Genomic DNA, 25,766 nt, shown 5'->3' with positions numbered 1-25,766 from the left:
AGAGGGTTCGATCGAGCCGGTTAAAATGTGAGCATGCGCATAGGCCCGTGGACCCTTCCCAACAACGTTCTTGTCGCGCCCATGGCGGGCGTGACGGACCGTCCTTTCCGTCAGCTCTGCAAGAAATTGGGGGCAGGTTATGCCGTGTCGGAAATGGCCGCCAGCAACCCCAAGCTGTGGGATAGCGTCAAGACCTCGCGCCGCCTGAACCACGACGGCGAGATCGCCCCCGTGTCGGTGCAGATCGCCGGCGCCGACCCGGCCATGATGGCCGAGGCGGCGGCGTTCAACGCCAACAAGGGCGCGCGCATCATCGACATCAACATGGGTTGCCCGGTGAAAAAGGTCTGTAACGTGGCGTCGGGCTCGGCCCTCTTGCGCCACGAAGACCTGATCGCCCGCATCCTGGATGCCGTGGTCGAAGCCTGCGCCCCGCTGGGCGTACCCGTCACGCTGAAAACCCGCACCGGCTGGGACCGCGACAGCCGCAATGCCCTGCGCGTGGCCCGAATGGCCGAAAACGCCGGCATCGCCGCCCTGACACTGCACGGACGCACGCGTGCCGACCTCTATACGGGAGAGGCGGAATATGACACTATCCGCGCCGTCCGCGCCGAGCTGAAGATTCCGTTGATCGCCAACGGCGACATCGACTCGCCGGAAAAAGCCAAGCGCGTCCTGGATTACACTGGCGCCGACGCGGTCATGATCGGCCGGGCGGCCCAGGGCCGTCCCTGGATCTTCCGCGAAGTCGACCACTACCTGCGCACGGGCGAAACACTGGCCCCTCCCAGCTATGGGGAAATGCGCGAACTGCTGCTTGAACATCTCGACGACCACTACCGCTTCTATGGCGAACACACCGGCGTACGCACGGCGCGCAAGCACATAGGGTGGTATCTGGACGGCCTGCCGGATGCGGACTCGTTCCGCGACCGCATGAACCTCATCGACAACACCCGCGACCAGTGGCGGGCGGTGTCGGACTGGTTCCTCAATATTTGTCGCGACGGCAACAACCCGGCGCCTGTCGCGAAAGCCCTGCTGGCGGCATGACCGCCTCAACACCAACATAAAAATATCTGTACTCAAATGAGCAAGAAAGATGTCCTGGAAGAATGCGTGCGCGCCAGCCTGGAGCGCTATTTCGAAGACTTGGGTGAATCCGAGCCCCACGATATGTGGGACATGGTGATGCGCTGCGTGGAGCGCCCGGTGCTTGAAGTGGCGTTGGAACGGTCGGGCGGCAACCAGTCGCGGGCATCCGAAATGCTGGGCATCACGCGCAACACCCTGCGCAAGAAGCTGCTGGCTCATAACATCCAGGTATAGCGTTGCCTTGAGGCCGGGTCCGTCGGCCCGCCCCTTCCCCGTTTTTCCATCCCGACCTGAAGCGAGAAAGGCGTACGCGCCCCACTCCCGTCCCTCACCATGAAAATCGAAACCGCCCTGCTTTCGGTGTCCGACAAGACCGGCATCGTTGAATTTGCCCGCGCGCTGGCCGCGCGTGGCGTGCGCCTGCTGTCCACCGGCGGCACCGCCAAGCTGCTGGCCGAGTCCGGCCTGACCGTCACCGAAGTGGCCGCCCACACTGGCTCGCCCGAGATCCTGGACGGCCGCGTCAAGACGCTGCACCCGAAGATCCACGGTGGCCTCCTGGCCCGCCGCGACAGCGCCGAGCACCTGGACACCATCAAGGCAGCGGGCATCGATCGCATCGACATGCTGGTGGTCAACCTGTACCCGTTCCGCGAAACGGTGGCCAAGCCGGACTGCACCTTCGCCGACGCGGTCGAGAACATCGACATCGGCGGCCCGGCGATGCTGCGCGCCGCCGCCAAGAACCACGGCACCGAAGCCGGTGGCGTGACGGTCGTGATCGACCCGGTGGACTATTCGCGCGTGCTGGCCGAAATGGACAAGGGCGGTTCCACCTCGTATGGCCTGCGCCTGGCGCTGGCTGCCAAGGTGTACGCCCACACCGCGGCCTACGACGGCGCCATCGCCGCCTACCTGACCAGCCTGACCGACGCCGAGCCCGCGCAGGACGCCGTGCCCGCCCGCCAGGAATGGCCGGGCACGCTGACCCTGCAGGTCAAGCAGCAACAGGCGCTGCGCTATGGCGAGAACCCCCACCAGACCGCCGCGTTCTACGTCGACGCACAGCGTTCCGCCGGCCTCTTGGGCAACTACCGCCAGTTGCAAGGCAAGGAACTCTCGTACAACAACATCGCCGACGCCGATGCCGCCTGGGAATGTGCGCGCAGCTTCGAGGCGCCGGCCTGCGTCATCGTCAAGCACGCCAACCCCTGCGGCGTCGCCGTGGCGGCCGACACGCTGGGCGCCTACCAGCAAGCCTTCAAGACCGACCCGACGTCGGCCTTTGGCGGCATCATCGCCTTCAACCGTCCGGTGGACGCCGCCACGGCCGAAGCCGTCAGCGCGCAGTTCCTGGAAGTGCTGCTGGCGCCGGCCTATGACGGCGCCGCGCTGGCCATCCTGGCCGCCAAGAAGAACGTGCGCGTGCTGGAAGTGCCGATGGGCACGGGCCAGAACGCCTTCGACGTCAAGCGCGTCGGCGGCGGCTGGCTGGTGCAGACCCCGGATGCCTACAACGTGCCGCGCGAGGCGCTGAAGGTCGTGTCCAAGCGCCAGCCCACCGAACAGGAAATGAGCGACCTGGCGTTCGCCTGGAAGGTCGCCAAGTACGTCAAGTCCAACGCCATCGTGTTCGTGGGCGGTGGCATGACCCTGGGCGTGGGCGCCGGCCAGATGAGCCGCATCGACTCGGCCCGCATTGCGTCGATCAAGGCGGAAAACGCCGGCCTGACCCTGAAGGGCTCGGCCGTGGCGTCGGACGCGTTCTTCCCGTTCCGCGACGGCCTGGACGTCGTCGTGGCGGCAGGCGCGACCTGCGTGATCCAGCCCGGCGGCAGCATGCGTGACGATGAAGTCATCGCCGCGGCCGACGAGCACGGCATCGCCATGGTGCTGACCGGCACCCGCCACTTCCGCCACTGATGCGCGTCCTCGGCATCGATCCCGGCCTGCGCCGCACCGGTTTCGGTGTGATCGATGCCGACGGCTCGCGGCTGCGCTACGTGGCCAGCGGGACCATCGTGGTTCCGCCGGCACTGACGCTGTCCGAACGCCTGAAGGTCATCCTGGACAACCTGCGCCAGGTGGCCCGCGACACGCAACCCGACGTGGCCGCGCTGGAAATCGTCTTCCTGAACACCAATCCCGCATCCACCCTGCTGCTGGGCCAGGCCCGCGGCGCGGCGCTGTGTGCGCTGGCCGACAGCTCGCTGGTGGTGCACGAGTACACCGCGCTGCAGATCAAGAAGGCGGTGGTGGGTACCGGGCGCGCGGCCAAGGAGCAGGTGCAGATGATGGTGCAGCACCTCCTGGCGCTGGATGGCACCCCCGCCCCCGACTCGGCCGACGCGCTGGCCTGCGCCATCTGCCACGCCCACGTGGGGCCGCTGCAAGACAAGCTCGAGCGCCTGGGCACCAGCCTGCGCATGAGCGGCAAGACCCGCATCCGCAACGGCCGCCTGATCGGCTGAGCGCCGCCCCGGCGCCCACGCGCCACGCGGACCCGTATAGAATCCCGGCATTCGCCGCGGCTTTCGCGGCCCCCTCTTCTGCCAGGCCATCGCCCCATGATCGGACGCATCACCGGAACCCTGATCGAAAAACTGCCGCCCACCGTCTGTGTGGACGTCAACGGTCTGGGCTATGACATCGACGTGCCCATGAGCACGCTGTACTCGCTGCCGGAAACCGGCGCGCGCGTCACGCTGTACACGCACCTGACGGTGCGCGAAGACGCCCACATCCTCTATGGCTTCGCCACCGCTGGCGAGCGCAGCGCCTTCCGCGAACTGATCAAGGTCAGCGGCATCGGCGCGCGCACGGCCCTGTCGGTGCTGTCGGGCCTGTCGGTGGCCGACCTGGCCCAGGCCATTACCTTGCAGGAATCGGGCCGCCTGACCCGCGTGCCGGGCATCGGCAAGAAAACCGCTGAACGCCTGCTGCTGGAAATGCGCGGCAAGCTGGGCGCGGACATCGGCGCTGCCTCGCACGCCACGCCGGACAACCAGTCCGACATCCTGAACGCGCTCCTGGCGCTGGGCTATTCCGAGAAAGAATCGCTGGCCGCCCTGAAGACGCTGCCCGAAGGCGTGGGCGTGTCGGACGGCATCAAGCAGGCCTTGAAGTCGCTGGTACGTTGAGCGGCCGCGCCGGGCAGGCCGCCAGCTAGCGCGCGGGCGCCAGGTAACCCGGTGCCACCGCTTCCAGGCCGGTGGGCACCACGTTCAGTTCAGGCGCGATCGGCCCGATACAGATATTGTCGCGGCGCAGGGAATCCAGGTTGTCGCGCGACATCAAGGGCCTGCCGGGCAGACATTCGAACAGCAGCGCCTGCAAGCGCCCGACGCCCATCGGCACACCGATGACCGGGCGCGGATGGCCGCCCCAGGCGGCGCACAGGCGGGCGATCTCGCCCATGGTGTAGACCTGCGGACCACCCAGTTCGTAAGCCTTGCCGCAGGTGTGCGTGTTGCCCAGCGCAGTGACCATGGCCGACACCACGTCACCGACGTACACCGGCTGCATGCGCGCCTGCGCGCCGGCCAGCGGCAGCACCGGCAGCCAGCGCGCCAGCCGCGCGAACATATTGGTGAAATTGTCGTCGGGTCCGAATACGACCGACGGGCGGAATATCGTCCAGCCGCCCTCGCGCCAGCCGGCCAGTTCTTTCTGGATGGCGGCCTCGCCGTCGCCCTTGGAGCGCTGGTACATGCTGGCGCCATCGGAATCGGCACCCAACGCGCTGACGTGCAGCAGGCGCCGCGCGCCCTGGCGGCGGCAGGCCCGTGCGATGCGCTGCGGCAGATGCACGTGGGCCTGGGCAAAATCCGAACCGTAAGGGCGGCCCGGATTGCCGTGCAGGATACCCACCAGGTTCACCACGGCGTCACAGCCGCGCACGAGATTGTCGAGCGCGGCGTCGTCGTGCACGTTGCTGTCGAGCAAGGTGACGGTGGGCAGTAGCTGGAGATCTCGCCCCAGGCCATAGCGACGGGTGGGCACCAGGATCTGGTGCTGCGCGCCGGACAGCCGGGCGATGAGGTGACGGCCGATGAAGCCGGTGCCGCCGATGACAAGGATACGCATGGAGCAGCCCCTGTTCTTCAGGATTCAAGCCCGATTCTGCCCTGCGCGGGCCGAGGCCGCAAGCACGCAAACGGCGGTCCGGGCCGCGCGACCGCCGCGGCCCCTGTAGGGCGGTCAGCCCGCCAGCAACTTGCCGTAGGCCGGAAGGTCGACGTTGCCGCCGCTGATGATGACACCGACGCGCGCGCCACGCACGGGCACCACGTTCTGCAACACGGCCGCGGCCGCCAGGCAGCCCGTGGGCTCGACCACCATTTTCATGCGTTCGGCGAAGAATTTCATGGTGGTCACCAACTGGTCATCCGTGACCGTGACGATATCGCGCACGTATTTCTGGATCAGCGGAAAAGTCAGGTGGCCCAGGTGGGTGGTGGCGGCACCGTCAGCCAGCGTCTTGGGCGCCTGAATTCGGACGATTTCACCTTTGCGCAGCGATTGCTGGCCATCGTTGCCGGCCTCGGGCTCGACGCCGTAGACCAGGCAGCGCGGGCTGAGCGCGAACGCCGACAAGGCCGAACCGGACAGCAGGCCGCCTCCGCCCAGGCAGACGAAGAGGTAGTCCAGTTCGCCGACTTCCTCGAACAGCTCCTTGGCGGCCGTGCCCTGGCCGGCGATGACGTCTTCGTGGTCGTAGGGCGGGATCAGCGTGGCGCCGGTCTCGGCCTGGATGCGGCGGGCGATGTCTTCGCGGTCTTCGGTGTAGCGATCGTAGGTGACGATATGGCCGCCGTAGCCTTCGGTGGCGGCGCGCTTGGCCGCTGGAGCGTCCAGCGGCATGATGATGGTGGCCTTGACGCCCTGCAGCTTGGAGGCCAGGGCAATCGCCTGCGCATGGTTGCCCGACGAGAACGTGACCACGCCCGCTGCGCGTTGTTCAGGGGTCAGGCGCGCGATCGCGTTGAAGCCGCCCCGGAACTTGAACGCCCCCATGCGCTGGAAATTCTCGCACTTGAAGAACAGCGAGGCGCCGGCGATGGCGTCGGCCGTGGTCGAAGTGAGCACAGGCGTGCGGTGCGCGTTGCCGGCCAGGCGTTCGCTGGCGCGGACGACATCGTCGAAAGAGGGCAGTTCGGGCAGCATGGAAACAGTCCTTTGATCGCGGAGAGAGTCGGAATCGAAACCCTCGGATCATAAACCCGCGGCGGCATTCGCGCCGCCGCCCTGCCCGTCCGGTTACTTGCCGAACAGCTCGCCGCTGCCGCTGGCCGCGCCAGGCGGCGGCGTCAGCCCCAGGTGGCGCCAGGTGGTCAACGTGGCCGTGCGGCCGCGCGGCGTGCGTTGCAGGTAGCCGTGCTGGATCAGGTAGGGCTCGATCACGTCTTCGATGGTGTCGCGCTCTTCGCCGATGGCCGCCGCCAGGCTGTCCACGCCCACGGGGCCGCCGTCGAACTTGTGGATGATGGCTTCGAGCAGCTTGCGGTCCATCAGGTCCAGGCCTTGCGGGTCGACTTCGAGCATGGCCAGGGCGCGACCGGCGACGTCGGCGTCGATGGTGCCGCTGGCCTTGACCTCGGCGTAGTCGCGCACTCGGCGCAGCAGGCGGTTGGCGATACGCGGCGTGCCGCGGGCGCGGCGCGCGACTTCGGCGGCGCCGTCGGGCGTGATGCCCGCGTTGAGCAGGCCGGCGCTGCGGGTCACGATGTGGCCCAGGTCGGTGGCGTTGTAGAACTCGAGCCGCGACACGATGCCGAAGCGGTCGCGCAGCGGGTTGGTCAGCATGCCGGCGCGAGTGGTGGCGCCGACCAGCGTGAAGGGCTGCAGGTCCAGCTTGACGCTGCGCGCGGCCGGGCCCTCGCCGATCAGGATGTCGATCTGGAAATCTTCCAGCGCGGGGTAGAGGATTTCCTCGACCACGGGCGACAGGCGGTGGATTTCGTCGATGAAGAGAACGTCGTTCTTTTCCAGGTTGGTCAAGAGCGCGGCCAGGTCGCCCGGGCGCTCGAGCACGGGGCCGGAAGTCTGGCGCAACTGCACGCCCATTTCATGCGCGATGATGTGGGCCAGCGTGGTCTTGCCCAGGCCCGGGGGACCAAACAGCAGTACGTGGTCCAGCGCTTCGCCGCGCTTGCGGGCGGCGGCGATGAAGATTTCAAGCTGTTCGCGGGCGCGCTGCTGGCCGACGTACTCTTGCAGCGCCTTGGGCCGCAGGGCGCGCTCGATCGATTCCTCGTTGGGCGACACCGGCTGGGGCGCCACGATGCGAGGGGCGTCGGGTCGGGAAGAGAGCGAATCGGACTGGATGGCCATGGTGCGGAAAAACGGGATGCGAAGCAGGATGCTGCATCGTACCGTAATGACCGCCCCCGAGACCGGCCTGCCTGAAAAACAGGCCCTAGCCCCCTTCGGCCACCGGCAGCTTGACCCGCACGCACAAGCCGCCGGATTCGGCCTGCAACAGCTCGAGCGAACCGCCATGGGCGCGGGCGATGGCTTCGGCCAGGGCCAGGCCCAGGCCGACGCTGCCGGTACGGGTCCGGGCATCGTCCAGCCGGCTGAAAGGCCTCAGCGCCTCCAGGCGGCGTTCGGGCACGATGCCCGGGCCATGGTCAGATACATCCAGCACCGCGTAGCCGTCTTCGCGCCGCAGGCTGACGTCCACGGGCGGCGCGCCGTGGTTCAGGGCGTTGCCGATCAGGTTGTCCAGCAGGCGGCCCAACGCCACGGCGTCGCCCTGCACCACCAGCGCGGCGTCGTCGCCGATGGTCTTGAGGTGGATGTCGGTGCCGGCGCCCTGCCAGGCGTTGACGCGTTCGGTGAGCCAGTCGGGCAGCACCATCGAGGCATAGCGATAGGCTGCCGGATCGGTGCCGCGCACGAAGCCGATGAACTGGTCGACCATGTGCTGCATGTCCTGCAGGTCGGTGCGCAGCCCTTCCTTCAGCGCGGAATCGTCGGCCAGCTCGATGCGCAGCCACATGCGCGACAGCGGGCCCTTCAGGTCATGCGGCAGGCCCGACAGCAGGGTGCGCCGTACCGAGTCGGACTCGGCCAGCGCGTCGAGCATGGCGTTGAAACGCTCGCCCAGCACCCGGGTTTCGTGGGGGCCGGAGGGTTCCACCCGTTGCGGCTGGCCGGCGGCCAGGCGGTCGGCGGCGTCGGCCAGCCGGGTGATGGGCCGGGTGATATGCCACGAGAACCCTACCGCCAGCAACAGCAGCAGCCCCAGCCCGCCGAGCCAGGCGGCGATGAAGGGCGTGGCCACCGGCGGATCCAGGCGGTCCAGCGGGATGACCAGCCATTCGCGCAGGCGCGGTGCATCTTCGCTGGCCGGATTGGGCGCCAAAGAAATGAAGATTTCCGGCGTGGGGCCGCGCGACAGCGCCACCCGGGTGCCGTCGTTCAGGCGTTCGTTGAGCTGCTGCACCAGCGCCCGCAGGTCGCGGCGCACGTCGTCAGGCTCGGGCTTGTAGCGGCGCACGTGTTCTTCGCGCTCACGTTCGCGTTCACGCTGATCGTGGCCGTTTTCGACCTCGCGCTCGTCGACCCGCATGTCGGGCGGGGGCGGCGGCCCCTGGATCTGGGCAGATGGCGCCGGCGGCGGGGGCGGCGGACGGGGGTTGGAACGCGGGGGCGGCCGACGACCATTGAAGCGCTGCAGCTTGGCTTCGGCAGGCAGCACCCGCGACCACAGGCGCCACTGATTCTGCGAGGCGGCCCGCACGAAGTCGGCGCGCTCCTCGGCCGGCACCTGCGACACGGCGGCACGCAGGGTGCGGATGGTGGTGGTGATGTAGCCGATGGCCACATCTTCCATGAACTTGTGCCGGAAGTAGGACACCGTGACCAGCGTGGCCGCCTGCGTCAGCAGCACGGACCCGAGGATCAGCAGGATCAGCCGCGCGCGCAGCGACCGCGGCACCAGGAAACCGGGGGACAGGCGCATCAGGGCGAAAACCGGTAGCCGATGCCCCAGACGGTCTGGATCCAGCGGGGTTGCTTGGGATCGTCTTCGATGACGCGGCGCAGGCGCAGGATTGCGATGTCGATGGCGCGGTCGTTGCGTTCGCCCGCGTCGTCATCCCGCGCCAGCGCCAGCAGGCGTTCGCGCGACAGCGGCTTGCCGGCGTTGCGCACCAGGGCTTCGAGCAGGTTGATTTCACCACCGGTGAGCTTGACCACGGTGCCCTCGCGCGACAGCTGGCGGGTGGAGGGATCGAACAGGAACGGGCCGAACGAGACGGGCGCGTCCTTGGTCAGGGCCGACGGGCCGCGCTTGCGCCGCAGGACGGCTTCGATGCGGGCCAGCAGCTCACGCGGGTCGAACGGCTTGCCCACGTAGTCGTCGGCGCCGGCTTCCAGGCCGATGATGCGGTCGACAGCCTCGTCGCGGGCGGTCAAGAGGATGACGGGGATGTCTTCGCCCTGCTCGCGCAGGCGGCGGCAGGCGTCGGCGCCATCGCCGCCGGGCAGCATGCGATCCAGCACCAGCAAGTCAGGGGCATAGCGGGTGATGCGCGACGGCAGGTCGCTGGCATCGGGCGCCAGCAGCGTGTCGTAGCCGTGACGGTTCAGGTAGTCGGCCAGCAACTGACGCAGGGCCGGATCGTCATCGACGACCAGCAGCTTGGTATGAGGATTGTCCATGGTTGCCATAGTGGAGCCGTCCGCGCCCCGGAGCAAGGGGCAGGAAATCATCTGAAATATACCTGTTGCACGATGTTTGCCCCCGTTGGCGACGGGTTGGCGCCGGGTTGGCCCTTGGCCTGCAACTGGCCCTAAAATGGTCGGCAATGCCCGCATTTCCTGGTCCGGTTTACTAATAATCGTTTACAGATGCGGCAGCGTCCCCTTTCTACACTGTCGTTATGGTCGCCCCTGCAATCTGGCGCAGACGGCTGTTGCACGCGGCGTTGACGGCAGGCCTGGCCTGCCCGTTCATCCCGGCGTTCGGCGGCACGCCCGCAGCCCCCTCTTCCCCGGTTCCCGCCTATGTGGCGCGCGGCATTGGCGTGCTCTCGCCGGTGCAGCCGCTGCCCGTGCGGCCCGCGCCGTCGATCGAATCCCGGGCGGTGCCGCTGGATCCGACTCCCTGCGACCTGCAATCCGCCGAGCCCGCCATGGACACCAGCGTGGTGGGCGCGAGCGACACCGACCCGATACCGGGGACAGGCTCGACGCTGTCGGGCGAAGCCCCCGCCGCGACGCTGGGCTGCGGCACGGCGCAGGCCGCCGCCCCGGCGGCCGATCCCCCCGAATACACCTTTGACCTGCAAAGCGGGGACATACCAAGCGGCCCGGTGGTCGTGGTGTCCGGCGTCTCGCGCCCCAGCCGCCCGTGGTTTGCCTCCGTCAGCGGGCAGGACGGCCTGCGCTACGGCGGCGACCGCAACTGGGTCTACAAGAACACCTCCGGCCCGACGGTCGCCGTCGGCAACATCAGCGCCAATGCCCCGGCCTGGGGCAGCAGCGCGCCGGTGGGCGGGCTGCAGATCTCGAATTCGCTGGGCTCGGGCAGCACCCTGCCGGCCGGCAGCTTCGGCTACTCGTCTTCGCTGGGCAAGCTGAACCGCATGGATCCGTCCGCCACCTCCGGCGCGGTCGACTATGGCGCGTCGGTGGGCAGCGGCACGGTGCGTTACGGCTTGACGCCCGTGCTGACGCTGGAAGGCCAGATGCAAAGCGCCCCGTCCCTGACCACCCGCGGCATGGGCACGACCTACGCGGCGGGCGACTACGGCACCTTCCAGGCGGGCGCCACCCAAAGCTCGTACGACGCATCCAGCGCCTGGCGCTACCGCTTCGGCTACAACGTGGACGTGGCCGACGCCGTCAACCTGGGCTACACCAACGAGCAGATCGGCGCCGGCTATGGCGACCTGTCCAATTATTCAGGCGGCGTGGCCTCGGCGCCGCAAACCCGCAACACCCTGTCGGCGGGCGTGCCGATCACCGGCTGGGGCACGCTCAGCGGCACCTATTCGGGGCTGCACGAAGGGTCGGCGCTGGCCGAGCAGCGCGTGGGGCTGTCGCACAGCATGTTCGTCGCGCCCAAGGTCAAGCTGGCCGTCGGCGCCGACCGCGACATCATTTCCGGCAATTACGAGTGGCGCGCCAACCTCAGCATGCCGGTCGACACCTTCATGCGCGGCACCTGGCTCAGCTGGTGAGGCGGCCTGTCCGGCGGACAGAAATATCCCGGCTGGACCGGCCATCCGGATTTGCGGCTTAAAATCCCCGCCATGATGCTCACGGCCTATCCCCATGTCTGACGCGCGCGCCCTAGGTGTCCTGCAGCGCGTTTTCGGTTACGAATCCTTCCGCGGCGACCAAGAAGCCATTGTCCAGCAAGTCATCGACGGCGGTGACGCGCTGGTCCTGATGCCCACGGGCGGCGGCAAGTCGCTCTGTTATCAGATTCCGTCCCTGGTGCGCGAAGGCACCGGCATCATCGTGTCGCCGCTGATCGCGCTGATGCAGGACCAGGTCGACGCCCTGACCGAACTGGGCGTACGCGCCGCGTTCCTGAATTCCACCCAGGATTGGCGGGTGGCGCGCGACGTCGAAGAAGCCTTCGTGGCCGGCGAGCTCGATATGCTCTACGTCGCCCCCGAACGGCTGCTGACCGACCGCTGCCTGCAACTGCTCGACCGCGGCAACATCGCGCTGTTCGCGATCGACGAAGCCCACTGCGTGTCGCAATGGGGCCACGATTTCCGGCCGGAATACCTGGGCCTGTCGATGCTGCACGAACGCTGGCCCGACGTGCCGCGTATCGCGCTGACCGCGACCGCCACGGCCGAGACCCGCACCGAGATCGCCCACCGCCTGTCGCTGGACGACGCCCACCACTTCGTTTCCAGTTTCGACCGCCCCAACATCCGCTACCGCATCGTCGAAAAGAACGAAGTGCGCAAGCAGTTGCTGGACATGATCCGCACCGAGCACGAAGGCGAATCCGGCGTGGTGTACGCCCTGTCGCGCGCCCGGGTCGAGGAAACCGCCGAATTCCTGTGCAACCAGGGCATCGATGCGATGCCTTACCACGCCGGGCTCAGCGCCCAGGTGCGGGCCGCCAACCAGTCGCGCTTCCTGCGCGAGGATGGCGTGGTCATGGTGGCCACCATCGCGTTCGGCATGGGCATCGACAAGCCCGACGTGCGCTTCGTGGCCCACATCGACCTGCCCAAGTCGGTCGAAGGCTACTACCAGGAGACCGGCCGCGCCGGCCGCGACGGCCTGCCCGCCACGGCCTGGCTGGCCTATGGCCTGCAAGACGTGGTGCAGCAGCGCCGCATGATCGACGAATCCCCCGGCGACGAATCCTACCGCCGCCGGCTGGGCCAGCAGCTGGACGCCATGCTGGGCCTGTGCGAAACCGTGGAATGCCGCCGGGTACGGCTGCTGGCGTATTTCGGCCAGCAGATCACCGCCTGCGGCAACTGCGACGTCTGCCTGGACCCGCCCCAGGCCTGGGACGGCACCGTGGCCGCGCAAAAGGTGCTGTCGGCCGTGTACCGGTTATGGAAGGAACGCGGCCAGCGCTACGGCGCCGGCCACATCATCGACATCCTGCGCGGCAAGGTCACCGACCGCACTCGCCAGCACGGCCACGAAACGCTGAGCGTGTTCGGCGTGGGCGAAGACCTGAGCGACACCGCCTGGCGCGGCGTGCTGCGTCAATTGCTGGCGCAGGGCCTGCTCACGGTCGACAACGAAGGTTTCGGCACCCTGGCCCTGACCGAAGGCAGCCGCGCCGTCCTCAAGGGCGAGCGCCAGCTGATGCTGCGGCGCGAATCCGAAAAGAAGGCGCGTTCCAGCAAGTCCGGCGGCACCCGCCCCAAGGCCGCGGCCGTGGACCTGCCGGCCGAACTGCAACCGGTATTCGAAGCGCTGCGCGCCTGGCGCGGCGAAGTGGCCAAGAGCCACGGTGTGCCCGCCTACGTGATCTTCCACGACGCCACGCTGCGGGAAATCGCGTTGGCCCAGCCCGAATCGATGGACGCCCTGAGCCACATCAGCGGCGTGGGCGCGCGCAAGCTGGAAGCCTACGGCGAAGAAATCCTGCAACGGGTGGCGCGGCCGGTGCTGTAGCGCTTGCCATGGCAGCGGCGGCGTCGTGCGACAGCGCCCCGCGGATGCCCCGGCGCAATCTTGCGCGACGCGCCGGGCCCGTCTGTCAGGGTGACGGCGGCGGCAGCAGCGGCACGGGCGCGCGCTCTTTGCCGAACACCGAGCGGTAGGCCAGGATGTTGAACACCAGCACCACCGGAATGCCCACCACCGCGCCCGCCATCACCAGCCGCATCGAACCGAGCGCACCGGCGCCGTCCCACAAGGTCATGTCGTCCAGGATCAGGTAGGGGAACAGGCTGTAGGCCAGGCCGCTGAGCATCAGCAGGAACAGGGCCACGCACAGCACGAATGGCAGCCAGCTGAAGCGGTCGGCACGGCCCGGCAGGCGGGCCAGCAGCATTTCGGCCGCCACGAAGCCGGCCAGCATCAGCACCCAGACCGTGGCCGCCACGCTCAGGTGGGCGATATTGCTCCATTTATAGAAGATGCCGGCATTGGCCAGGCCCAGCGTGACGGCGATGGCGACCATGCCGACCGCGGTCCAGCGGATCGCGTGGCGCGCCCAGTTGGCCGCGCGGCGCTGCAGATCGCCGTCGACCCGCATGACCAGCCACGAAGCGCCCAGCAGCACGTAGGCCGCCACCGCGCACAGGCCGACGAACAGCGCGAACCAGCCATAGCCGGCGTCGGACTGGTAGCCGGTGGCGATGCGCCCCAGCAGCATGCCCTGGCCAAAGGCGGTGATGAGCGAACCGGCCCAGAACGCGAAGATCCAGCGCGGCTTGGCCTCGGTGCGGGCGCGGATGCGGAATTCGAACGCCACGCTGCGCAGCACCACGCCCAGCACCATGAAGGTCAGCGGCCCGTAGAGCTTGCCCAGCACCGCGCCCCAGGCAAACGGGAACGCCGACGCAAACAGGCCCATGCCCAGCAGCAGCCAGAATTCATTGGCATCGCGCCAGGGGCTGAGCAGGCTCATCATGCGGCCGCGCTCTTGCTCGGGCGCCAGTTGCAGCAGGATGCCCACGCCCAGGTCGAAACCGTCGAGCACCATGCCGGCGGCAATGACGACGAACAGCAGGCCCATGAATGCCAGCGGCATCCAGAAGGACGGATCTTCGGGGCTGAGGCCCTGCGAGGCGGCCAGCATGGCGATCATGGCGTGCCTCCGGCCAGTTTGCGCACGGGCACCACGCCGTAGCGGGCCGCGTGGAACAGCATGCCGGCAAAGGCCGCCAGCAGCAGCGCGTACAGCAGGCCATAACCCACCAGGCCGTAGAGCACGGTGCTGGACGACACTGCGCCCAGCACTTCGGATTGCGTGACGGTGCCGTTCACGGCAAAGGGCTGCAGGCCGATGACCGACACCCACCAGCTGGCCACGACGGCAATGCCGCCCGAAAACATCATGCCGCACAGCACCCGTTGCCACCCTTGCGGCAGAACGGCCACGTCCAGACCACGGCGCCAGGTCCAGAGAAAGGTGATCCAGGACACCGCCAGCATCAACAGGCCCAGCCCGGCTGCCACCCGCAGCGACCAGAAGGTCAGCGCCACCGGCGGCAGCATGCCGGAATACTTGTCCAGGCCCTGGTAGGTGCCGTCTTCATTGCGGTGCAGCCACATGCCGCCCGCGTTGCGCAGGGTCCAGTCGGCCACGTTGGTGTGGGCTCGGGCGTCCGGCCAGCCGAACAGCACCAGGCGCGGCTCGGCACTGCTTTCCCAATAGCCGGCGGCGGCGGCCGCCTTGGCGGGCTGGTATTGGGCCACCATCTGCCCGGCGCCCATGGCCACCGGGACCTGCAGCACGGCGGCCAGCGCGGCGATGGCCAGCCCGGTCTTGAAAGTGCAGCGTTCGCCGTCGTCCAGCGGACGGCGCAGCGCCTGCAGCGCGGTCACGCCCATCATCAGGAAGGCCGCCGCCAGCGCCGACCCCACGACCACGACGCCCATGCGCCAGCCGACGGACGGATTGAGCACCACGGCCACCCAGTCGTAGACCTGGTAGCGGCCATCGACCAGGACGGCGCCGTCGGGCGTCTGCATCCAGGATTGCAGGGCCAGCACCCAGAACAGCGCGACCAACTGGCCCACCGCCACCATCAGCACCGCCAGGGTGTGGGCGCCATCGGACACACGGCGCTGGCCGAACAGCATCACGCCCAGAAAGCAGGACTTGAGGATGAAGACGGACAGGATGCCGTAGCCCAGCAAGGGGCCGGCGATGTTGCCGATCTTGTCCATCAGGCCTGCCCACAGGCTGCCCAGCTGGATCAGCACCGGCACGCAGGCGGCCAGGGTGAGGACGAAGGACAGGGCGAAGATGCGGACCCAGAAGCGGTAGGCGGCCGTCCAGCCGCCCTGCCCGGACACGCGGGCGCGAATCTTGAAGAACAGCAGGACCCAGGCAAGCGCCAGGGCCACGGCGAGGAACAACGCCAGGAAGCTCAGGCTGGCCACGAATTGCACGCGGGCCAAAGATAGGGTGGAAATATCCATGATGGCCCGTAGTGTAGAGCCAGTTACATGACGATGGGGGACAGTTTGAAACCGCTTGCGCCCCCCCTGGAAATGGCCCTTCTCAGGAACGTGGCAAAATTGACGCTTTGTCGCTGCTTTTTCCTATTCTTTCAAGAATGACCTCCGCCACGACGCCGACCCCCGCTGCATCCAATTTCCTGCTCAACATCGTCGAAGACGACCTGCAAGCCAACCGCTTCCAGGGTAAGCGTTGGGCCGGCAAGCCTGGCCCGGCGGCCGTGCAGCAGCAGGGCGAGCCCGATCCGGCCCGCATCCGCACGCGCTTTCCGCCGGAGCCCAACGGCTACCTGCACATCGGCCACGCCAAGAGCATCTGCGTGAATTTCGGGCTGGCCCGCGATTTCGGCGGCGTCTGTCACCTGCGTTTCGACGACACCAACCCCGAGAAAGAAGACCAGGAATACGTCGACGCCATCATCGAGGCTGTGCACTGGCTGGGTTTCGACTGGAAGGCCGATGGCCGCGACAACCTGTATTTCGCCAGCGACTACTTCGGCTATATGTATGAGTTCGCCGAAGCCCTGGTCGAGGCCGGCCACGCCTATGTGGACGAGCAAAGCCCCGACGAGATCCGCGCCAACCGCGGCACCCTGACCGAACCCGGCACCGACTCGCCCTGGCGCAACCGCCCGGCCGCCGAGTCCATCACGCTGCTGCGCGAAATGCGCGACGGCCAGCACCCGGACGGCAGCCTGGTGCTGCGCGCCAAGATCAACATGGCGTCGCCCAACATCAACCTGCGCGACCCGGTCATGTACCGCGTGCGCCACGCCACCCACCACCGCACGGGCAACCAATGGTGCATCTACCCGATGTACAGCTGGGCGCACCCGGTGGAAGATGCGCTGGAAGGCATCACGCACAGCGTGTGCACGCTGGAATTCGAAGACCAGCGCCCGTTCTACGACTGGATCCTGACGCGCCTGGCCGAGCTGGGCAAGCTGGCCCAGCCGCTGCCGCACCAATACGAATTCGCCCGCCTGAACCTGAGCTACGTGGTCACCAGCAAGCGCAAGCTGCTGCAACTGGTGCGCGAAGGCCATGTGGACGGCTGGGACGATCCCCGCATGCCGACCATCTTCGGCCTGCGCCGGCGCGGCTACACGCCGGCCTCGATCCGCCTGTTCTGCGACCGCACGGCCGTGTCGAAGTCGGATTCGCGCATCGACTACAGCCTGCTGGAGCAGGCGGTGCGTGACGATCTGGACCCGATCGCCCCGCGTTCGGTGGCCGTGCTGGACCCGATCAAGCTGGTGATCACCAATTACCCGGAAGGCCAGACCGAAGTCTGCACGGCGCCGCGCAATCCGCACGATCCCGAGGCGGGCGTGCGCGAATTCCCGCTGTCGCGCGAGCTGTGGATCGAGCGCGACGACTTCCGCGAGGAAGCGCCGAAGAAGTACTTCCGCCTGTTCCCGGGCAATACGGTGCGCCTGAAGTACGGCTATGTGGTGCGCTGCACGGGCTTCACGAAGAACGAGGCGGGCGAGGTGGTCGAAGTGCAGGCCGAGTACCTGCCGGAAACCAAGAGCGGTACGCCTGGTGCGGACAGCGTGAAGGTCAAGGGCAATATCACCTGGGTGAGCGCGGCCCATGCGGTGCCGGCGCAGATCCACCTGTACGACCGGTTGTTTGCGGATGCGCGGCCGGATGGAGGCGACAAGGATTTTCTGGCTTGCCTGAATCCGAATTCCAAGCAGACCGTGACGGCCTGGCTGGAGCCGGGGACCTTGGCGGTTCCGGGGGCGACCTGGCAGTTCGAGCGGCTGGGGTACTTCACGGCGGACTTGAAAGAGTCTTCAGTGGAGAAGCCGGTGCTGAATCGGGTGGTGACCCTCAGGGACTCTTGGGGCCAAGCCTAGTCACTGGCTTGCTTTCGAGGAAGGCGCCTTTTCAGGGCGCCTTTTTCATGGATCGGGGGGGCCGCGGCCTGCGATGGGCGCGACCAATGGGGCATGGCATCCCCTCCCCGGCGTTTCAACAGATGGAACCCGCCGAGGCCACCCGTAAACCGGGCGGTTTTTACCCTTGGCCGATCGATTGAACGGCCCCGGGGCGGGTTATCATCCCCGACATTGCGCAGCCGGTCCCATGCGCCCCTTTCGGGCGCCCAGAACCGCCAGCCCCACTCAAGATGAACACTGAATCCCTAGCCCTGGACTTCAAGAGCGCCACCCTGTACGCCATCCGGGTGGTCCTGCACAGCGCCGACCCCGAACGCCTGAACGCCGCGCTGGCCAAGCGCATGGCCGATGCCGGCAGCTTCTTCGAGAACGAACCCGTGGTCATCGACGCCAGCCGCGTCGAGGAAAACATCGATTGGACCGCCCTGGTCGCGGCCCTGCGCGGGCACAACCTGCCCCCCATTGGCGTAGTCGCCGAAGGCGCCAACCTGGCCGCGGCCCGCGCCGCAGGCCTGACGCCCGTGGAACTGTCCACGCCCGCCGCGCGCCCCGTACCGGTGGTGGACACCGCGCCGCCCAACGACGTCGCCACGCCGGTGCCCTCGGTGCCGGCGGCCGCGGTCGAGATTGCCGCCGCCCCCACCCCGACCGATGCCTCCGCGGACAAGGCCGCCGACAAACCGGCCGATGCGGCCACCGCCAAGTCCAGCGAACCCCTGCCCGAGCGCGCCGCCAGCAGCACCACGTCGGCGCCCAGCCCGACGCCGGCCGCGCCGCAATCGTCGTCGGCCCTGGTCATCACCAAGCCGCTGCGTTCCGGCCAGCGCGTCTATGCGCGCCACACCGACCTGGTCGTGATCGGCATGGTCAGCCAAGGTGCCGAAGTCATCGCCGACGGCAACGTGCATGTGTACGGACCGCTGCGCGGCAAGGCCATGGCCGGTGCGCGCGGCGATACTTCGGCGCGCATTTTCACCACGCACCTGGATGCGGAGCTGCTCGCCGTGGCCGGCGTGTACCGGGTAGTGGAAGACAAGCTTGACCGGTCGCTGCAGAACCAGCCCGCCTTGGTGCGCCTGGATGGGGACACGCTGCGCATCGAGGCCCTGAAAGCCTGAAAGGTGAGGCCCCCACGCCGCGCCCGCTATGCGAGCCAGCGGCCCCCCAAGGGGGCCTTCCTTGGGCGGCCCGGCGGAAGAAGGCTTTTTCAAGCCACACTACGCCCCGCGCTGCGGGCCCACGGCAACTCGGAAAGCGGTACCCGGTCTCAACACATTCTGTAAGAAGCCTTACATGGGCTTTTTGCTTTACGATAACGCGATTTATTCGAACATAAGGGTTTGATCGTCATGACACGCATTGTTGTGGTGACTTCCGGCAAAGGCGGCGTGGGTAAAACCACGACGAGCGCCAGTTTTTCCGCGGGCCTCGCGATGCGGGGCCACAAGACCGCTGTCATCGACTTCGATGTCGGCCTGCGCAATCTCGACCTCATCATGGGCTGCGAGCGTCGCGTGGTGTACGACTTCGTCAATGTGATCCAAGGCGAAGCCACGCTCAACCAGGCGCTGATCAAGGACAAGCAGCTTGAAAACCTGTTCATCCTGCCCGCCTCGCAAACGCGCGACAAGGACGCGCTGACGCAGGAAGGCGTGGAAAAGGTCATCAACGACCTGAAGGAAATGGGCTTCGACTACATCGTCTGCGATTCGCCGGCCGGCATCGAAACGGGCGCCCTGATGGCCGCCTACTTCGCCGACGACGCGCTGGTGGTGACCAACCCCGAAGTCTCGTCCGTCCGCGACTCTGACCGCATCCTGGGCATCCTGGCGGCCAAGTCCAAGCGCGCGGTCGACGGCGGCGAGCCGGTCAAGGAATTCCTGCTGCTCACGCGCTACAACCCCAAGCGCGTGGTCGACGGCGAAATGCTGTCGCTGGGCGACATCGAAGACATCCTGCGCATCAAGCTGATCGGCGTCATCCCCGAATCCGAAGCCGTGCTGCAGGCGTCCAACCAAGGCCTGCCCGCCATCCACCTGAAAGATACCGACGTTTCCGAAGCCTACAAGGACGTCGTGGCCCGTTACCTTGGCGAAGACAAGGCCCTGCGCTTTACCGACTACGAGAAGCCGGGTTTCCTGAAACGCCTGTTCGGAGGCAAGTAAGCAATGTCCTTCCTGTCGTTTCTGCTTGGTCAAAAGAAATCGTCCGCTTCCGTCGCCAAGGAGCGGTTGCAGATCATCCTGGCCCACGAGCGGGGCCGCGGCGACTCGCCCGACTACCTGCCGCAGCTGCAGCAGGAACTCATCGCGGTCATTTCCAAGTACGTGAAGATCAACCCCGAAGACATCAAGGTGCACCTGGAACGCCAGGACACCCTCGAAGTGTTGGAAGTGAAGATCGAAATGCCGCAAAGCGAAGCCTGACGCAAGACGTGCCGCGCAGACATTCTGCGCGGCGCTCGGCAAGCCCGCGCACAAACGAAAAACCCTCGGTTTCCCGAGGGTTTTTCATGGGCGGAAGAGACAGCCCTGTCGGCGGCAAGCCAATGGGACGGCCCGTTGGCGCCGGCCCATCACGGACCGACACGCGTTGCCTCGCGCAGCTTAGTGCTTGCCGACCTGGTCGCCGATGACACCCCCGATGGCCGCGCCGCCGACGGTGCCCAGGATGCCGCCGTTGGTGATGACGGCGCCCGCCACTCCCCCCAGCGCCGCACCGCCCACCGTGCTCTTCTGGCGATGGCTCATGCTGTCCCAGGACGAGCAACCCGCCATTGCGGCGGCCATGGCAACAGCGACACAGATTTTGGAAACAGATGCGATTTTCATGATGAGGCTCCTATTCTTGTACCCGGGGCCGCACCTGATGAAGACGCGAGCGCACGATACCCCTTATGGGTTTAGAGCCTTCAGGATCGCAAAATATCCCTGGGGACGGTGTGAGGTTTGCCCAGGAATTGTGTCAAAGGGCGAGGGAATCTTTGCGGTTCCCCGGGGCAGTGTTGCAGGGCCTGCGTACTATTTGACCAGACGTAACACGTCGCGGAAGCGCGGATGCTCGCAGGTGTCCATCCATTCGAAAATCGCCATTTCCGAGGTGACGATCTGGGCGCCGTGGGCGCGCGCGCGGCGCAGCGCGGCGTGGTGGTCGGACGGCTTGCGCGAGCCGGACGCGTCGGACACCAGCACTGCCTGGTAACCCGCATCGATCAAACCGATGACGGTCTGCAACACGCAGATGTGGGCCTCGCAGCCCGCCACCAGCACCGTCTTGCGCGCGGCCGGCAGCCAGGCATCGAAGCCGAGTTCGCGCGTGGAAGAAAAATGCATCTTCTGGAACGTGGACTGCACCAGCTCGTTCAGCGGCGCCACGGTCACGCCGAGCATCTTGCTATGGTGCTCGGTCGCCACCACCGGCACCTCGAGCAGGCGCGCGGCCTGTGCCAGCTTGTGCGCGGTCGCCAGCACGGCCTCACCGTCGTGGATCACGGGCATCAGGCGGCCCTGCATGTCGACGATGAGCAAGGTGGAATCGGAGGCTTGCAGCAGCATGGTGGAGTACTCCTGTCAGAAGCTTGCAGCATAACGCGGAAGAATTTGCGGGTAACGCCTCGGTGCCCATTTGCACAGGCAAAAAAATCCCGGCACATCGGCCGGGATTTCTCGGACTGCGTTACGGGCGGGATTACTTCAGGGCCTTGTAGCGCAGGCGCTTGGGCTTGGCGCCTTCTTCGCCCAGGCGGCGTTTCTTGTCGGCTTCGTACTCTTGGTAGTTGCCGTCGAAGAACACCACTTGCGAGTCCCCTTCGAATGCCATGATGTGCGTGGCGATGCGGTCCAGGAACCAGCGATCGTGGCTGATGACCATGACGCTGCCGGGGAACTCGAGCAGCGCGTCTTCCAGGGCACGCAGGGTTTCGACGTCCAGATCGTTGGACGGTTCGTCCAGCAGCAGCACGTTGCCGCCGGCGATCAGCGTCTTGGCCATGTGCAGGCGGCCGCGTTCGCCGCCGGACAGCTGGCCGACCACCTTGTTCTGGTCGCCGCCCTTGAAGTTGAAGCGGCCCAGGTAGGCGCGCGACGACATTTCGAACTTGCCCACGGTGAGGATGTCGGCGCCGTCGGCCACCGCGTCGAACACGGTCTTCTTGTCTTCCAGCGCATCGCGCGACTGGTCGACGAAGGCCAGCTTGACGGTCTGGCCCACCTTCACTTCGCCCGAATCCGGTTGCTCGCGGCCCGCGATCATGCGGAACAGCGTCGACTTACCGGCGCCGTTGGCGCCGATGATGCCGACGATGGCGCCCGGCGGCACCTTGAAGCTGAGGTTGTCGATCAGCAGGCGATCGCCATAGGCCTTGCTGACGTTGTTGAACTCGATGACCTCGTTGCCCAGGCGCTCGCCCACGGGAATGAAGATTTCCTGGGTTTCGTTGCGCTTCTGGTATTCGTAGGACGACAGTTCCTCGAAGCGGGCCAGACGCGCCTTGGCCTTGGCCTGGCGGCCCTTGGGGTTCTGGCGCACCCATTCGAGTTCTTTCTTGATGGTCTTCTGGCGAGCCGATTCCGAGGACTCTTCCTGCTTGAGGCGGTCTTCTTTCTGCTCGAGCCACGAGCTGTAGTTGCCCTTCCAGGGAATGCCGTAGCCGCGGTCCAGTTCGAGGATCCATTCGGCCGCGTTGTCCAGGAAGTAGCGATCGTGGGTCACGCCCACGACGGTGCCCGGGAACTTGTGCAGGAACTGTTCCAGCCATTCGACGCTTTCGGCATCCAGGTGGTTGGTCGGTTCGTCGAGCAGCAGCATGTCGGGCTTGGACAGCAGCAGGCGGCACAGGGCCACGCGGCGCTTTTCACCGCCGGACAGATTGCCGACGATGGCGTCCCAGGGCGGCAGGCGCAGCGCATCGGCGGCGATTTCCATCTGGTGCTCGATGTCGTCGGCGCCACTGGAAGCGGCGGCGGCGATGATGGCTTCGAGTTCAGCCTGTTCGGCGGCCAGCGCGTCGAAATCGGCATCCGGTTCGGCGTAGGCGGCGTAGACCTCGTCCAGGCGCTTCTTGGCGGTGACCACGGCGCCCAGGCCTTCTTCGACCGCCTGGCGGACCGTGTGCTCGGGGTTGAGCTGCGGTTCCTGCGGCAGGTAGCCGATGTTCAGGCCCGGCATGGGCGTGGCTTCGCCTTCGATCTCGCGGTCCACGCCAGCCATGATCTTCAGCAGCGTCGACTTGCCCGAGCCGTTCAGGCCCAGCACGCCGATCTTGGCGCCAGGAAAAAACGAAAGCGAGATGTCACGCAGGATCTGCCGCTTGGGCGGCACGATCTTGCCGACGCGGTTCATGGTGTAGACGTATTGGGCCATGGGCTCGTATAGGGTAAGAAAGCTGATGAACCGTCGATTGTAGGCCGGAACCCTGACAGGCGCGCGTCAGCCTTGCGCGGCGGGCTTGCCCCCGGCAAACGGGGCGCGCATCTGGGCCAGCATCACGCCCGCCAGCGCCATGGCGCCGCCCACGATGTGGAACAGGTGCGGCGTCTCGTCCAGGAACAGCGCCGCAATCGCCACCGTGGCCACCGGCATCACGTTCAGGAACATGCTGGCGCGGTTCGGCCCCAGGTGCCGCACCCCCTGCATCCACAGGAACGGCGCGAACAGCGACGGGAAGACCGCCGCGTACAGCACCAGCGGCAGGTTGTCGCCATTGAGCGGCGACGCCGGCGCCATCAGGAAGGCCGGCAACTGGAACAGCACGCCGAACGCCACCTGCACATACAGCGACTGCCATGGCCCCACCGGCAGGCCCCAGCGGCGCAGCAGCACGCCGTACAGCGCATACGCCAGCGCCCCCAGGCCCATCAGCACGTCGCCATGATTCGCGCCCACCGACAGCAGCCGCGCCGGATCGCCCTCGCCGATCAACAGCGCCAGCCCCGCCAGCGACAGCAGGCCGCCCAGCAGCGCCATCGCCGACGGCCGCTCGCGCAGCACCAGCGCCCCGACCGCGATCGTCATCAACGGAATCATCGCCGTGATGATGCCCATGTTGGTGGCCGTGGTGCTGCCCGCGGCCACATACGCCAGCCCCTGGTACAGCGCCATGCCCAGGCCGCCCAACACCGCGAACTTCGGCAGGTAGGGCAGCACCACGCGCCGATTGCGCCACACCCCCGGCAGCGCGAACGGCGTCAGCACCACGCCCGCCAGCGCCCAGCGATAAAAGCCGATGACCGCCGGCGATATCACGCCGGCCGCCATCTTGGTGACGATCATGTTGACCGACCAGATCAGCGCCGCCAGCAGCGGAAACAGGAAATAGCGGATCGGAATGGGAGAAGAAGCCGGGGACGATCCCGACGAAGAAACTGCGCGCGTCATGAATGCGGTACTGCCAGACAGGAATGGCTGGCCAGTGTAGGTCCATGTCCGACTTGATGTATATAATGAAAATCGGACAAACCCCTACGAACTTCGGACATGCCTGCTTCGCCCCCGGACCTCGGCCCCGGCCGTCCCTACCCCCTGGCCTGCCGCATCCTGCACTTCCTGCCGCACTCGCGCGTCCGGCGCCACACGTCACCGTGGGGTGAACTCAACTTCGCCCTGTCCGGCATCATGGAAATCGGCATCGAAGGCACCACCTACCTGTCCCCGCCCCAGTACGCCATCTGGATACCGCCCCAGATAGAGCACTGCTGCCAGAACCAGGACGACGTCCACTACGCCTGCATCGACATCCCCGCCGCCGCCTGCGCCGACCTGCCCGCCGCCCCCTGCACCCTCGAAATCAGCCCCGTCATGCGCGCCGTCCTGGCCGACTTCGAACAACGCGGCATCACCTACCCCGACACGCCCGCCGACCGGCGCCTGGCCCAGGTCGTCATCGACCAGATCCGCGTCGCCCGCGCCTACGCGAGCTACCTGCCGTCCAGCAACGAACCCGTCCTGGCCCCCATCCTGGCCGCCCTGCAAAACCAGCCCGGCGACAAGCGCAGCGCCGCCCACTGGGCTGCCACCGCCGGCATCACCGAACGCACCCTGCTGCGCCACTGCCAGCAGCACCTGGGCATGACCTTCAACGAATGGCGCCAGCGCCTGCGCGTCGTCAGCGCCCTCGGCATGCTCGAGGCCGGCCTGTCCGTCCAGGCCATCGCCCGCGACCTCGGCTACAGCACCCCGTCCGCCTTCATCGCCATGTTCCAGCGCCTGACCGGCCAATCCCCCGACAGCGCCCGCAAGCGCGCCGCCCCCGCCACGGCTTGAGCCATCGCTGAGCGCGTCTTTCCGCAGACCTCGAGCCCATCCTCGAATCAGTCCCTCAGCCACATCCCCAGACGCCCCCCGCTCCGCCAGCCGCACCATCCCGGTGCACCCGCCCCGCTACCACCGCACTCCCCCCGCGTAAATCGTCATCCACCCGTGCGATGCAAGCCTTGCGCGATCGCGAGACAATAGCGCTTGTTTTTACGTAACGCCGTACCCGCGGCATCATCGCGCCCAGGAACCCTCATGTCCGCCTCCGCCACGCCCCCGCCTTCCCTGACCCACTTCAGCGCGACTGAACTCGACATGCTGGCCAAGACCGCCGACGCCCTCAGCGCCTACCTCGGCAAGCCCGTCCTGGCCGAAGTCGTCCTGGGCGACGAAGGCACCGAATGGGTCACCTACGGCGTCCCCATCGACGAGAACGCCAAGACCGAAGACGCCCAGACCCATGTCCAACTCGGCGGCCCCGGCGCCCGCCTGCTCGGCAACCGCGGCGGCCTGCCCCAGACCGACGACGACACCTACGACTGCCTCTACCTCTGGGCCATCCAGATCTCGCTCAACGAAGGCGAACGCTTCATCAAACTCGACCACGACGGCGAAGAATCCGCCTGGTCCGACAACCTGGAAGACGTCCTGCCCTTCGCCCTGACCGAAGAACCCCTGCCCGACCCCGACGAAGAAGAAGACGACGCCGAAGACGACGACGAAGAAGACGACCCCCTGGGCCACGACCACCCGCACGACCCCAACGACCCCGGCCACCGCCACTGAGCAAAACGGCGACGCGGCAACGCAACGGGTCGAACACTCAAAGCTGGAAAGGGACCGCCCAGAACGGGCCGGTCCAGCAAAGCGGCC

General features: G+C 67.1%; 24 protein-coding genes. 13 read left to right on the top strand and 11 right to left on the bottom strand.

Features of this window, described 5'->3' with window-relative positions; genetic code table 11:
* The first annotated feature begins 33 nt into the window (after positions 1 to 33).
* The 5 genes from dusB (at position 34) to ruvA (ending at position 4,238) form a co-directional block, all read left to right on the top strand.
* Positions 34 to 1,056, top strand: a complete 1,023-nt coding sequence (gene dusB / locus AC6LJ2_RS00310; RefSeq protein WP_445658269.1) for a tRNA dihydrouridine synthase DusB — start codon at positions 34 to 36, stop codon at positions 1,054 to 1,056.
* A gap of 36 nt (positions 1,057 to 1,092) precedes the next feature.
* A complete protein-coding gene (locus AC6LJ2_RS00305) occupies positions 1,093 to 1,332 on the top strand; it encodes a helix-turn-helix domain-containing protein (protein WP_006217670.1) in 240 nt (79 codons plus the stop codon).
* Positions 1,333 to 1,431: 99 nt separating this feature from the next.
* The gene (purH, locus tag AC6LJ2_RS00300) at positions 1,432 to 3,021 is read left to right on the top strand and encodes a bifunctional phosphoribosylaminoimidazolecarboxamide formyltransferase/IMP cyclohydrolase (protein ID WP_498150505.1); all 1,590 of its coding nucleotides are present in this window, start codon (positions 1,432 to 1,434) and stop codon (positions 3,019 to 3,021) included.
* Positions 3,021 to 3,569: a crossover junction endodeoxyribonuclease RuvC gene (ruvC, locus tag AC6LJ2_RS00295; RefSeq protein WP_263914719.1), complete on the top strand. Its 549-nt coding sequence runs from the start codon at positions 3,021 to 3,023 to the stop codon at positions 3,567 to 3,569. The genes purH and ruvC overlap by 1 nt, the downstream gene beginning before the upstream one ends.
* A gap of 96 nt (positions 3,570 to 3,665) precedes the next feature.
* Positions 3,666 to 4,238 carry a Holliday junction branch migration protein RuvA gene (gene ruvA / locus AC6LJ2_RS00290; protein WP_025136819.1) on the top strand — a complete coding sequence of 191 codons (573 nt, stop codon included), beginning with the start codon at positions 3,666 to 3,668 and terminating at the stop codon, positions 4,236 to 4,238.
* A 25-nt stretch (positions 4,239 to 4,263) separates the two neighbouring features.
* On the opposite strand, the gene AC6LJ2_RS00285 is transcribed toward ruvA, so the two are convergent.
* The 5 genes from AC6LJ2_RS00285 to AC6LJ2_RS00265 all read right to left on the bottom strand — a co-directional run bounded on the left by AC6LJ2_RS00285 (position 4,264) and on the right by AC6LJ2_RS00265 (position 9,768).
* The gene (locus AC6LJ2_RS00285) at positions 4,264 to 5,184 is read right to left on the bottom strand and encodes a complex I NDUFA9 subunit family protein (protein WP_263914720.1); all 921 of its coding nucleotides are present in this window, start codon (positions 5,182 to 5,184) and stop codon (positions 4,264 to 4,266) included.
* Positions 5,185 to 5,298: 114 nt separating this feature from the next.
* Positions 5,299 to 6,264, bottom strand: coding sequence for a threo-3-hydroxy-L-aspartate ammonia-lyase (locus AC6LJ2_RS00280; RefSeq protein WP_263914721.1), 966 nt, complete (start codon positions 6,262 to 6,264; stop codon positions 5,299 to 5,301).
* A gap of 93 nt (positions 6,265 to 6,357) precedes the next feature.
* The gene (gene ruvB / locus AC6LJ2_RS00275) at positions 6,358 to 7,431 is read right to left on the bottom strand and encodes a Holliday junction branch migration DNA helicase RuvB (protein ID WP_263914722.1); all 1,074 of its coding nucleotides are present in this window, start codon (positions 7,429 to 7,431) and stop codon (positions 6,358 to 6,360) included.
* 85 nt (positions 7,432 to 7,516) lie between these two features.
* Positions 7,517 to 9,067: a sensor histidine kinase RisK gene (gene risK, locus AC6LJ2_RS00270; RefSeq protein WP_498150504.1), complete on the bottom strand. Its 1,551-nt coding sequence runs from the start codon at positions 9,065 to 9,067 to the stop codon at positions 7,517 to 7,519.
* Positions 9,067 to 9,768, bottom strand: coding sequence for a response regulator (locus tag AC6LJ2_RS00265; protein WP_263914724.1), 702 nt, complete (start codon positions 9,766 to 9,768; stop codon positions 9,067 to 9,069). The genes risK and AC6LJ2_RS00265 overlap by 1 nt, the downstream gene beginning before the upstream one ends.
* A gap of 254 nt (positions 9,769 to 10,022) precedes the next feature.
* On the opposite strand from AC6LJ2_RS00265, the gene AC6LJ2_RS00260 reads away from it, so the two are divergent.
* Both AC6LJ2_RS00260 and recQ read left to right on the top strand, forming a co-directional pair.
* Positions 10,023 to 11,291, top strand: a complete 1,269-nt coding sequence (locus tag AC6LJ2_RS00260) for a fimbrial protein (protein WP_498150503.1) — start codon at positions 10,023 to 10,025, stop codon at positions 11,289 to 11,291.
* A 94-nt stretch (positions 11,292 to 11,385) separates the two neighbouring features.
* A complete protein-coding gene (gene recQ, locus AC6LJ2_RS00255; RefSeq protein WP_445658265.1) occupies positions 11,386 to 13,215 on the top strand; it encodes a DNA helicase RecQ in 1,830 nt (609 codons plus the stop codon).
* Positions 13,216 to 13,300: 85 nt separating this feature from the next.
* On the opposite strand, the gene AC6LJ2_RS00250 is transcribed toward recQ, so the two are convergent.
* Both AC6LJ2_RS00250 and AC6LJ2_RS00245 read right to left on the bottom strand, forming a co-directional pair.
* Complete coding sequence (locus tag AC6LJ2_RS00250; RefSeq protein ID WP_263914727.1) at positions 13,301 to 14,356, bottom strand: cytochrome d ubiquinol oxidase subunit II; 1,056 nt, start codon at positions 14,354 to 14,356, stop codon at positions 13,301 to 13,303.
* Entirely contained in the window at positions 14,353 to 15,696 is a 1,344-nt protein-coding gene (locus AC6LJ2_RS00245; RefSeq protein WP_263914728.1) for a cytochrome ubiquinol oxidase subunit I, read from the bottom strand. The genes AC6LJ2_RS00250 and AC6LJ2_RS00245 overlap by 4 nt, the downstream gene beginning before the upstream one ends.
* Positions 15,697 to 15,833: 137 nt before the next feature.
* Between AC6LJ2_RS00245 and AC6LJ2_RS00240 the strand changes: the two genes are divergently transcribed.
* The 4 genes from AC6LJ2_RS00240 to minE all read left to right on the top strand — a co-directional run bounded on the left by AC6LJ2_RS00240 (position 15,834) and on the right by minE (position 20,068).
* Entirely contained in the window at positions 15,834 to 17,600 is a 1,767-nt protein-coding gene (locus AC6LJ2_RS00240) for a glutamine--tRNA ligase/YqeY domain fusion protein (protein ID WP_498150502.1), read from the top strand.
* Between the two features lie 272 nt (positions 17,601 to 17,872).
* Positions 17,873 to 18,760 (top strand): septum site-determining protein MinC, encoded by an 888-nt coding sequence (gene minC / locus AC6LJ2_RS00235; RefSeq protein WP_445658263.1) that lies wholly within the window; start codon positions 17,873 to 17,875, stop codon positions 18,758 to 18,760.
* A 231-nt stretch (positions 18,761 to 18,991) separates the two neighbouring features.
* A complete protein-coding gene (minD, locus tag AC6LJ2_RS00230; RefSeq protein WP_263914731.1) occupies positions 18,992 to 19,807 on the top strand; it encodes a septum site-determining protein MinD in 816 nt (271 codons plus the stop codon).
* A gap of 3 nt (positions 19,808 to 19,810) precedes the next feature.
* Positions 19,811 to 20,068, top strand: a complete 258-nt coding sequence (gene minE, locus AC6LJ2_RS00225; RefSeq protein ID WP_025136804.1) for a cell division topological specificity factor MinE — start codon at positions 19,811 to 19,813, stop codon at positions 20,066 to 20,068.
* Between the two features lie 180 nt (positions 20,069 to 20,248).
* Here minE and AC6LJ2_RS00220 read toward each other — a convergent pair whose 3' ends face one another.
* From AC6LJ2_RS00220 to AC6LJ2_RS00205, 4 genes are all read right to left on the bottom strand, one after another.
* The gene (locus tag AC6LJ2_RS00220; RefSeq protein ID WP_263914732.1) at positions 20,249 to 20,473 is read right to left on the bottom strand and encodes a YMGG-like glycine zipper-containing protein; all 225 of its coding nucleotides are present in this window, start codon (positions 20,471 to 20,473) and stop codon (positions 20,249 to 20,251) included.
* 189 nt (positions 20,474 to 20,662) lie between these two features.
* On the bottom strand, positions 20,663 to 21,196 hold the full coding sequence (locus tag AC6LJ2_RS00215) for an isochorismatase family protein (protein WP_498150501.1): 534 nt from the start codon (positions 21,194 to 21,196) through the stop codon (positions 20,663 to 20,665).
* A 133-nt stretch (positions 21,197 to 21,329) separates the two neighbouring features.
* On the bottom strand, positions 21,330 to 23,003 hold the full coding sequence (ettA, locus tag AC6LJ2_RS00210) for an energy-dependent translational throttle protein EttA (RefSeq protein ID WP_025136800.1): 1,674 nt from the start codon (positions 23,001 to 23,003) through the stop codon (positions 21,330 to 21,332).
* 66 nt (positions 23,004 to 23,069) lie between these two features.
* Positions 23,070 to 24,017, bottom strand: a complete 948-nt coding sequence (locus tag AC6LJ2_RS00205; protein WP_445658262.1) for a DMT family transporter — start codon at positions 24,015 to 24,017, stop codon at positions 23,070 to 23,072.
* 99 nt (positions 24,018 to 24,116) lie between these two features.
* On the opposite strand from AC6LJ2_RS00205, the gene AC6LJ2_RS00200 reads away from it, so the two are divergent.
* Positions 24,117 to 24,902, top strand: coding sequence for an AraC family transcriptional regulator (locus AC6LJ2_RS00200; protein ID WP_498150500.1), 786 nt, complete (start codon positions 24,117 to 24,119; stop codon positions 24,900 to 24,902).
* 246 nt (positions 24,903 to 25,148) lie between these two features.
* Positions 25,149 to 25,679, top strand: coding sequence for a hypothetical protein (locus AC6LJ2_RS00195; protein WP_498150499.1), 531 nt, complete (start codon positions 25,149 to 25,151; stop codon positions 25,677 to 25,679).
* The last annotated feature ends 87 nt before the right edge of the window (positions 25,680 to 25,766 follow it).

The organism is Achromobacter sp. 1014246743, assembly GCF_059760725.1.
This window is presented reverse-complemented; position numbering and strand designations above follow the sequence as displayed.

Coding starts and splice junctions, on each gene's coding strand:
- dusB (WP_445658269.1), top strand. CDS start 34: ATGCGCATAGGCCCGTGGACCCTTCCCAACAACGTTCTTGTCGCGCCC.
- AC6LJ2_RS00305 (WP_006217670.1), top strand. CDS start 1,093: ATGAGCAAGAAAGATGTCCTGGAAGAATGCGTGCGCGCCAGCCTGGAG.
- purH (WP_498150505.1), top strand. CDS start 1,432: ATGAAAATCGAAACCGCCCTGCTTTCGGTGTCCGACAAGACCGGCATC.
- ruvC (WP_263914719.1), top strand. CDS start 3,021: ATGCGCGTCCTCGGCATCGATCCCGGCCTGCGCCGCACCGGTTTCGGT.
- ruvA (WP_025136819.1), top strand. CDS start 3,666: ATGATCGGACGCATCACCGGAACCCTGATCGAAAAACTGCCGCCCACC.
- AC6LJ2_RS00285 (WP_263914720.1), bottom strand. CDS start 5,184: ATGCGTATCCTTGTCATCGGCGGCACCGGCTTCATCGGCCGTCACCTC.
- AC6LJ2_RS00280 (WP_263914721.1), bottom strand. CDS start 6,264: ATGCTGCCCGAACTGCCCTCTTTCGACGATGTCGTCCGCGCCAGCGAA.
- ruvB (WP_263914722.1), bottom strand. CDS start 7,431: ATGGCCATCCAGTCCGATTCGCTCTCTTCCCGACCCGACGCCCCTCGC.
- risK (WP_498150504.1), bottom strand. CDS start 9,067: ATGCGCCTGTCCCCCGGTTTCCTGGTGCCGCGGTCGCTGCGCGCGCGG.
- AC6LJ2_RS00265 (WP_263914724.1), bottom strand. CDS start 9,768: ATGGACAATCCTCATACCAAGCTGCTGGTCGTCGATGACGATCCGGCC.
- recQ (WP_445658265.1), top strand. CDS start 11,386: ATGTCTGACGCGCGCGCCCTAGGTGTCCTGCAGCGCGTTTTCGGTTAC.
- AC6LJ2_RS00250 (WP_263914727.1), bottom strand. CDS start 14,356: ATGATCGCCATGCTGGCCGCCTCGCAGGGCCTCAGCCCCGAAGATCCG.
- AC6LJ2_RS00245 (WP_263914728.1), bottom strand. CDS start 15,696: ATGGATATTTCCACCCTATCTTTGGCCCGCGTGCAATTCGTGGCCAGC.
- AC6LJ2_RS00240 (WP_498150502.1), top strand. CDS start 15,834: ATGACCTCCGCCACGACGCCGACCCCCGCTGCATCCAATTTCCTGCTC.
- minC (WP_445658263.1), top strand. CDS start 17,873: ATGAACACTGAATCCCTAGCCCTGGACTTCAAGAGCGCCACCCTGTAC.
- minD (WP_263914731.1), top strand. CDS start 18,992: ATGACACGCATTGTTGTGGTGACTTCCGGCAAAGGCGGCGTGGGTAAA.
- minE (WP_025136804.1), top strand. CDS start 19,811: ATGTCCTTCCTGTCGTTTCTGCTTGGTCAAAAGAAATCGTCCGCTTCC.
- AC6LJ2_RS00220 (WP_263914732.1), bottom strand. CDS start 20,473: ATGAAAATCGCATCTGTTTCCAAAATCTGTGTCGCTGTTGCCATGGCC.
- AC6LJ2_RS00215 (WP_498150501.1), bottom strand. CDS start 21,196: ATGCTGCTGCAAGCCTCCGATTCCACCTTGCTCATCGTCGACATGCAG.
- ettA (WP_025136800.1), bottom strand. CDS start 23,003: ATGGCCCAATACGTCTACACCATGAACCGCGTCGGCAAGATCGTGCCG.
- AC6LJ2_RS00205 (WP_445658262.1), bottom strand. CDS start 24,017: ATGACGCGCGCAGTTTCTTCGTCGGGATCGTCCCCGGCTTCTTCTCCC.
- AC6LJ2_RS00200 (WP_498150500.1), top strand. CDS start 24,117: ATGCCTGCTTCGCCCCCGGACCTCGGCCCCGGCCGTCCCTACCCCCTG.
- AC6LJ2_RS00195 (WP_498150499.1), top strand. CDS start 25,149: ATGTCCGCCTCCGCCACGCCCCCGCCTTCCCTGACCCACTTCAGCGCG.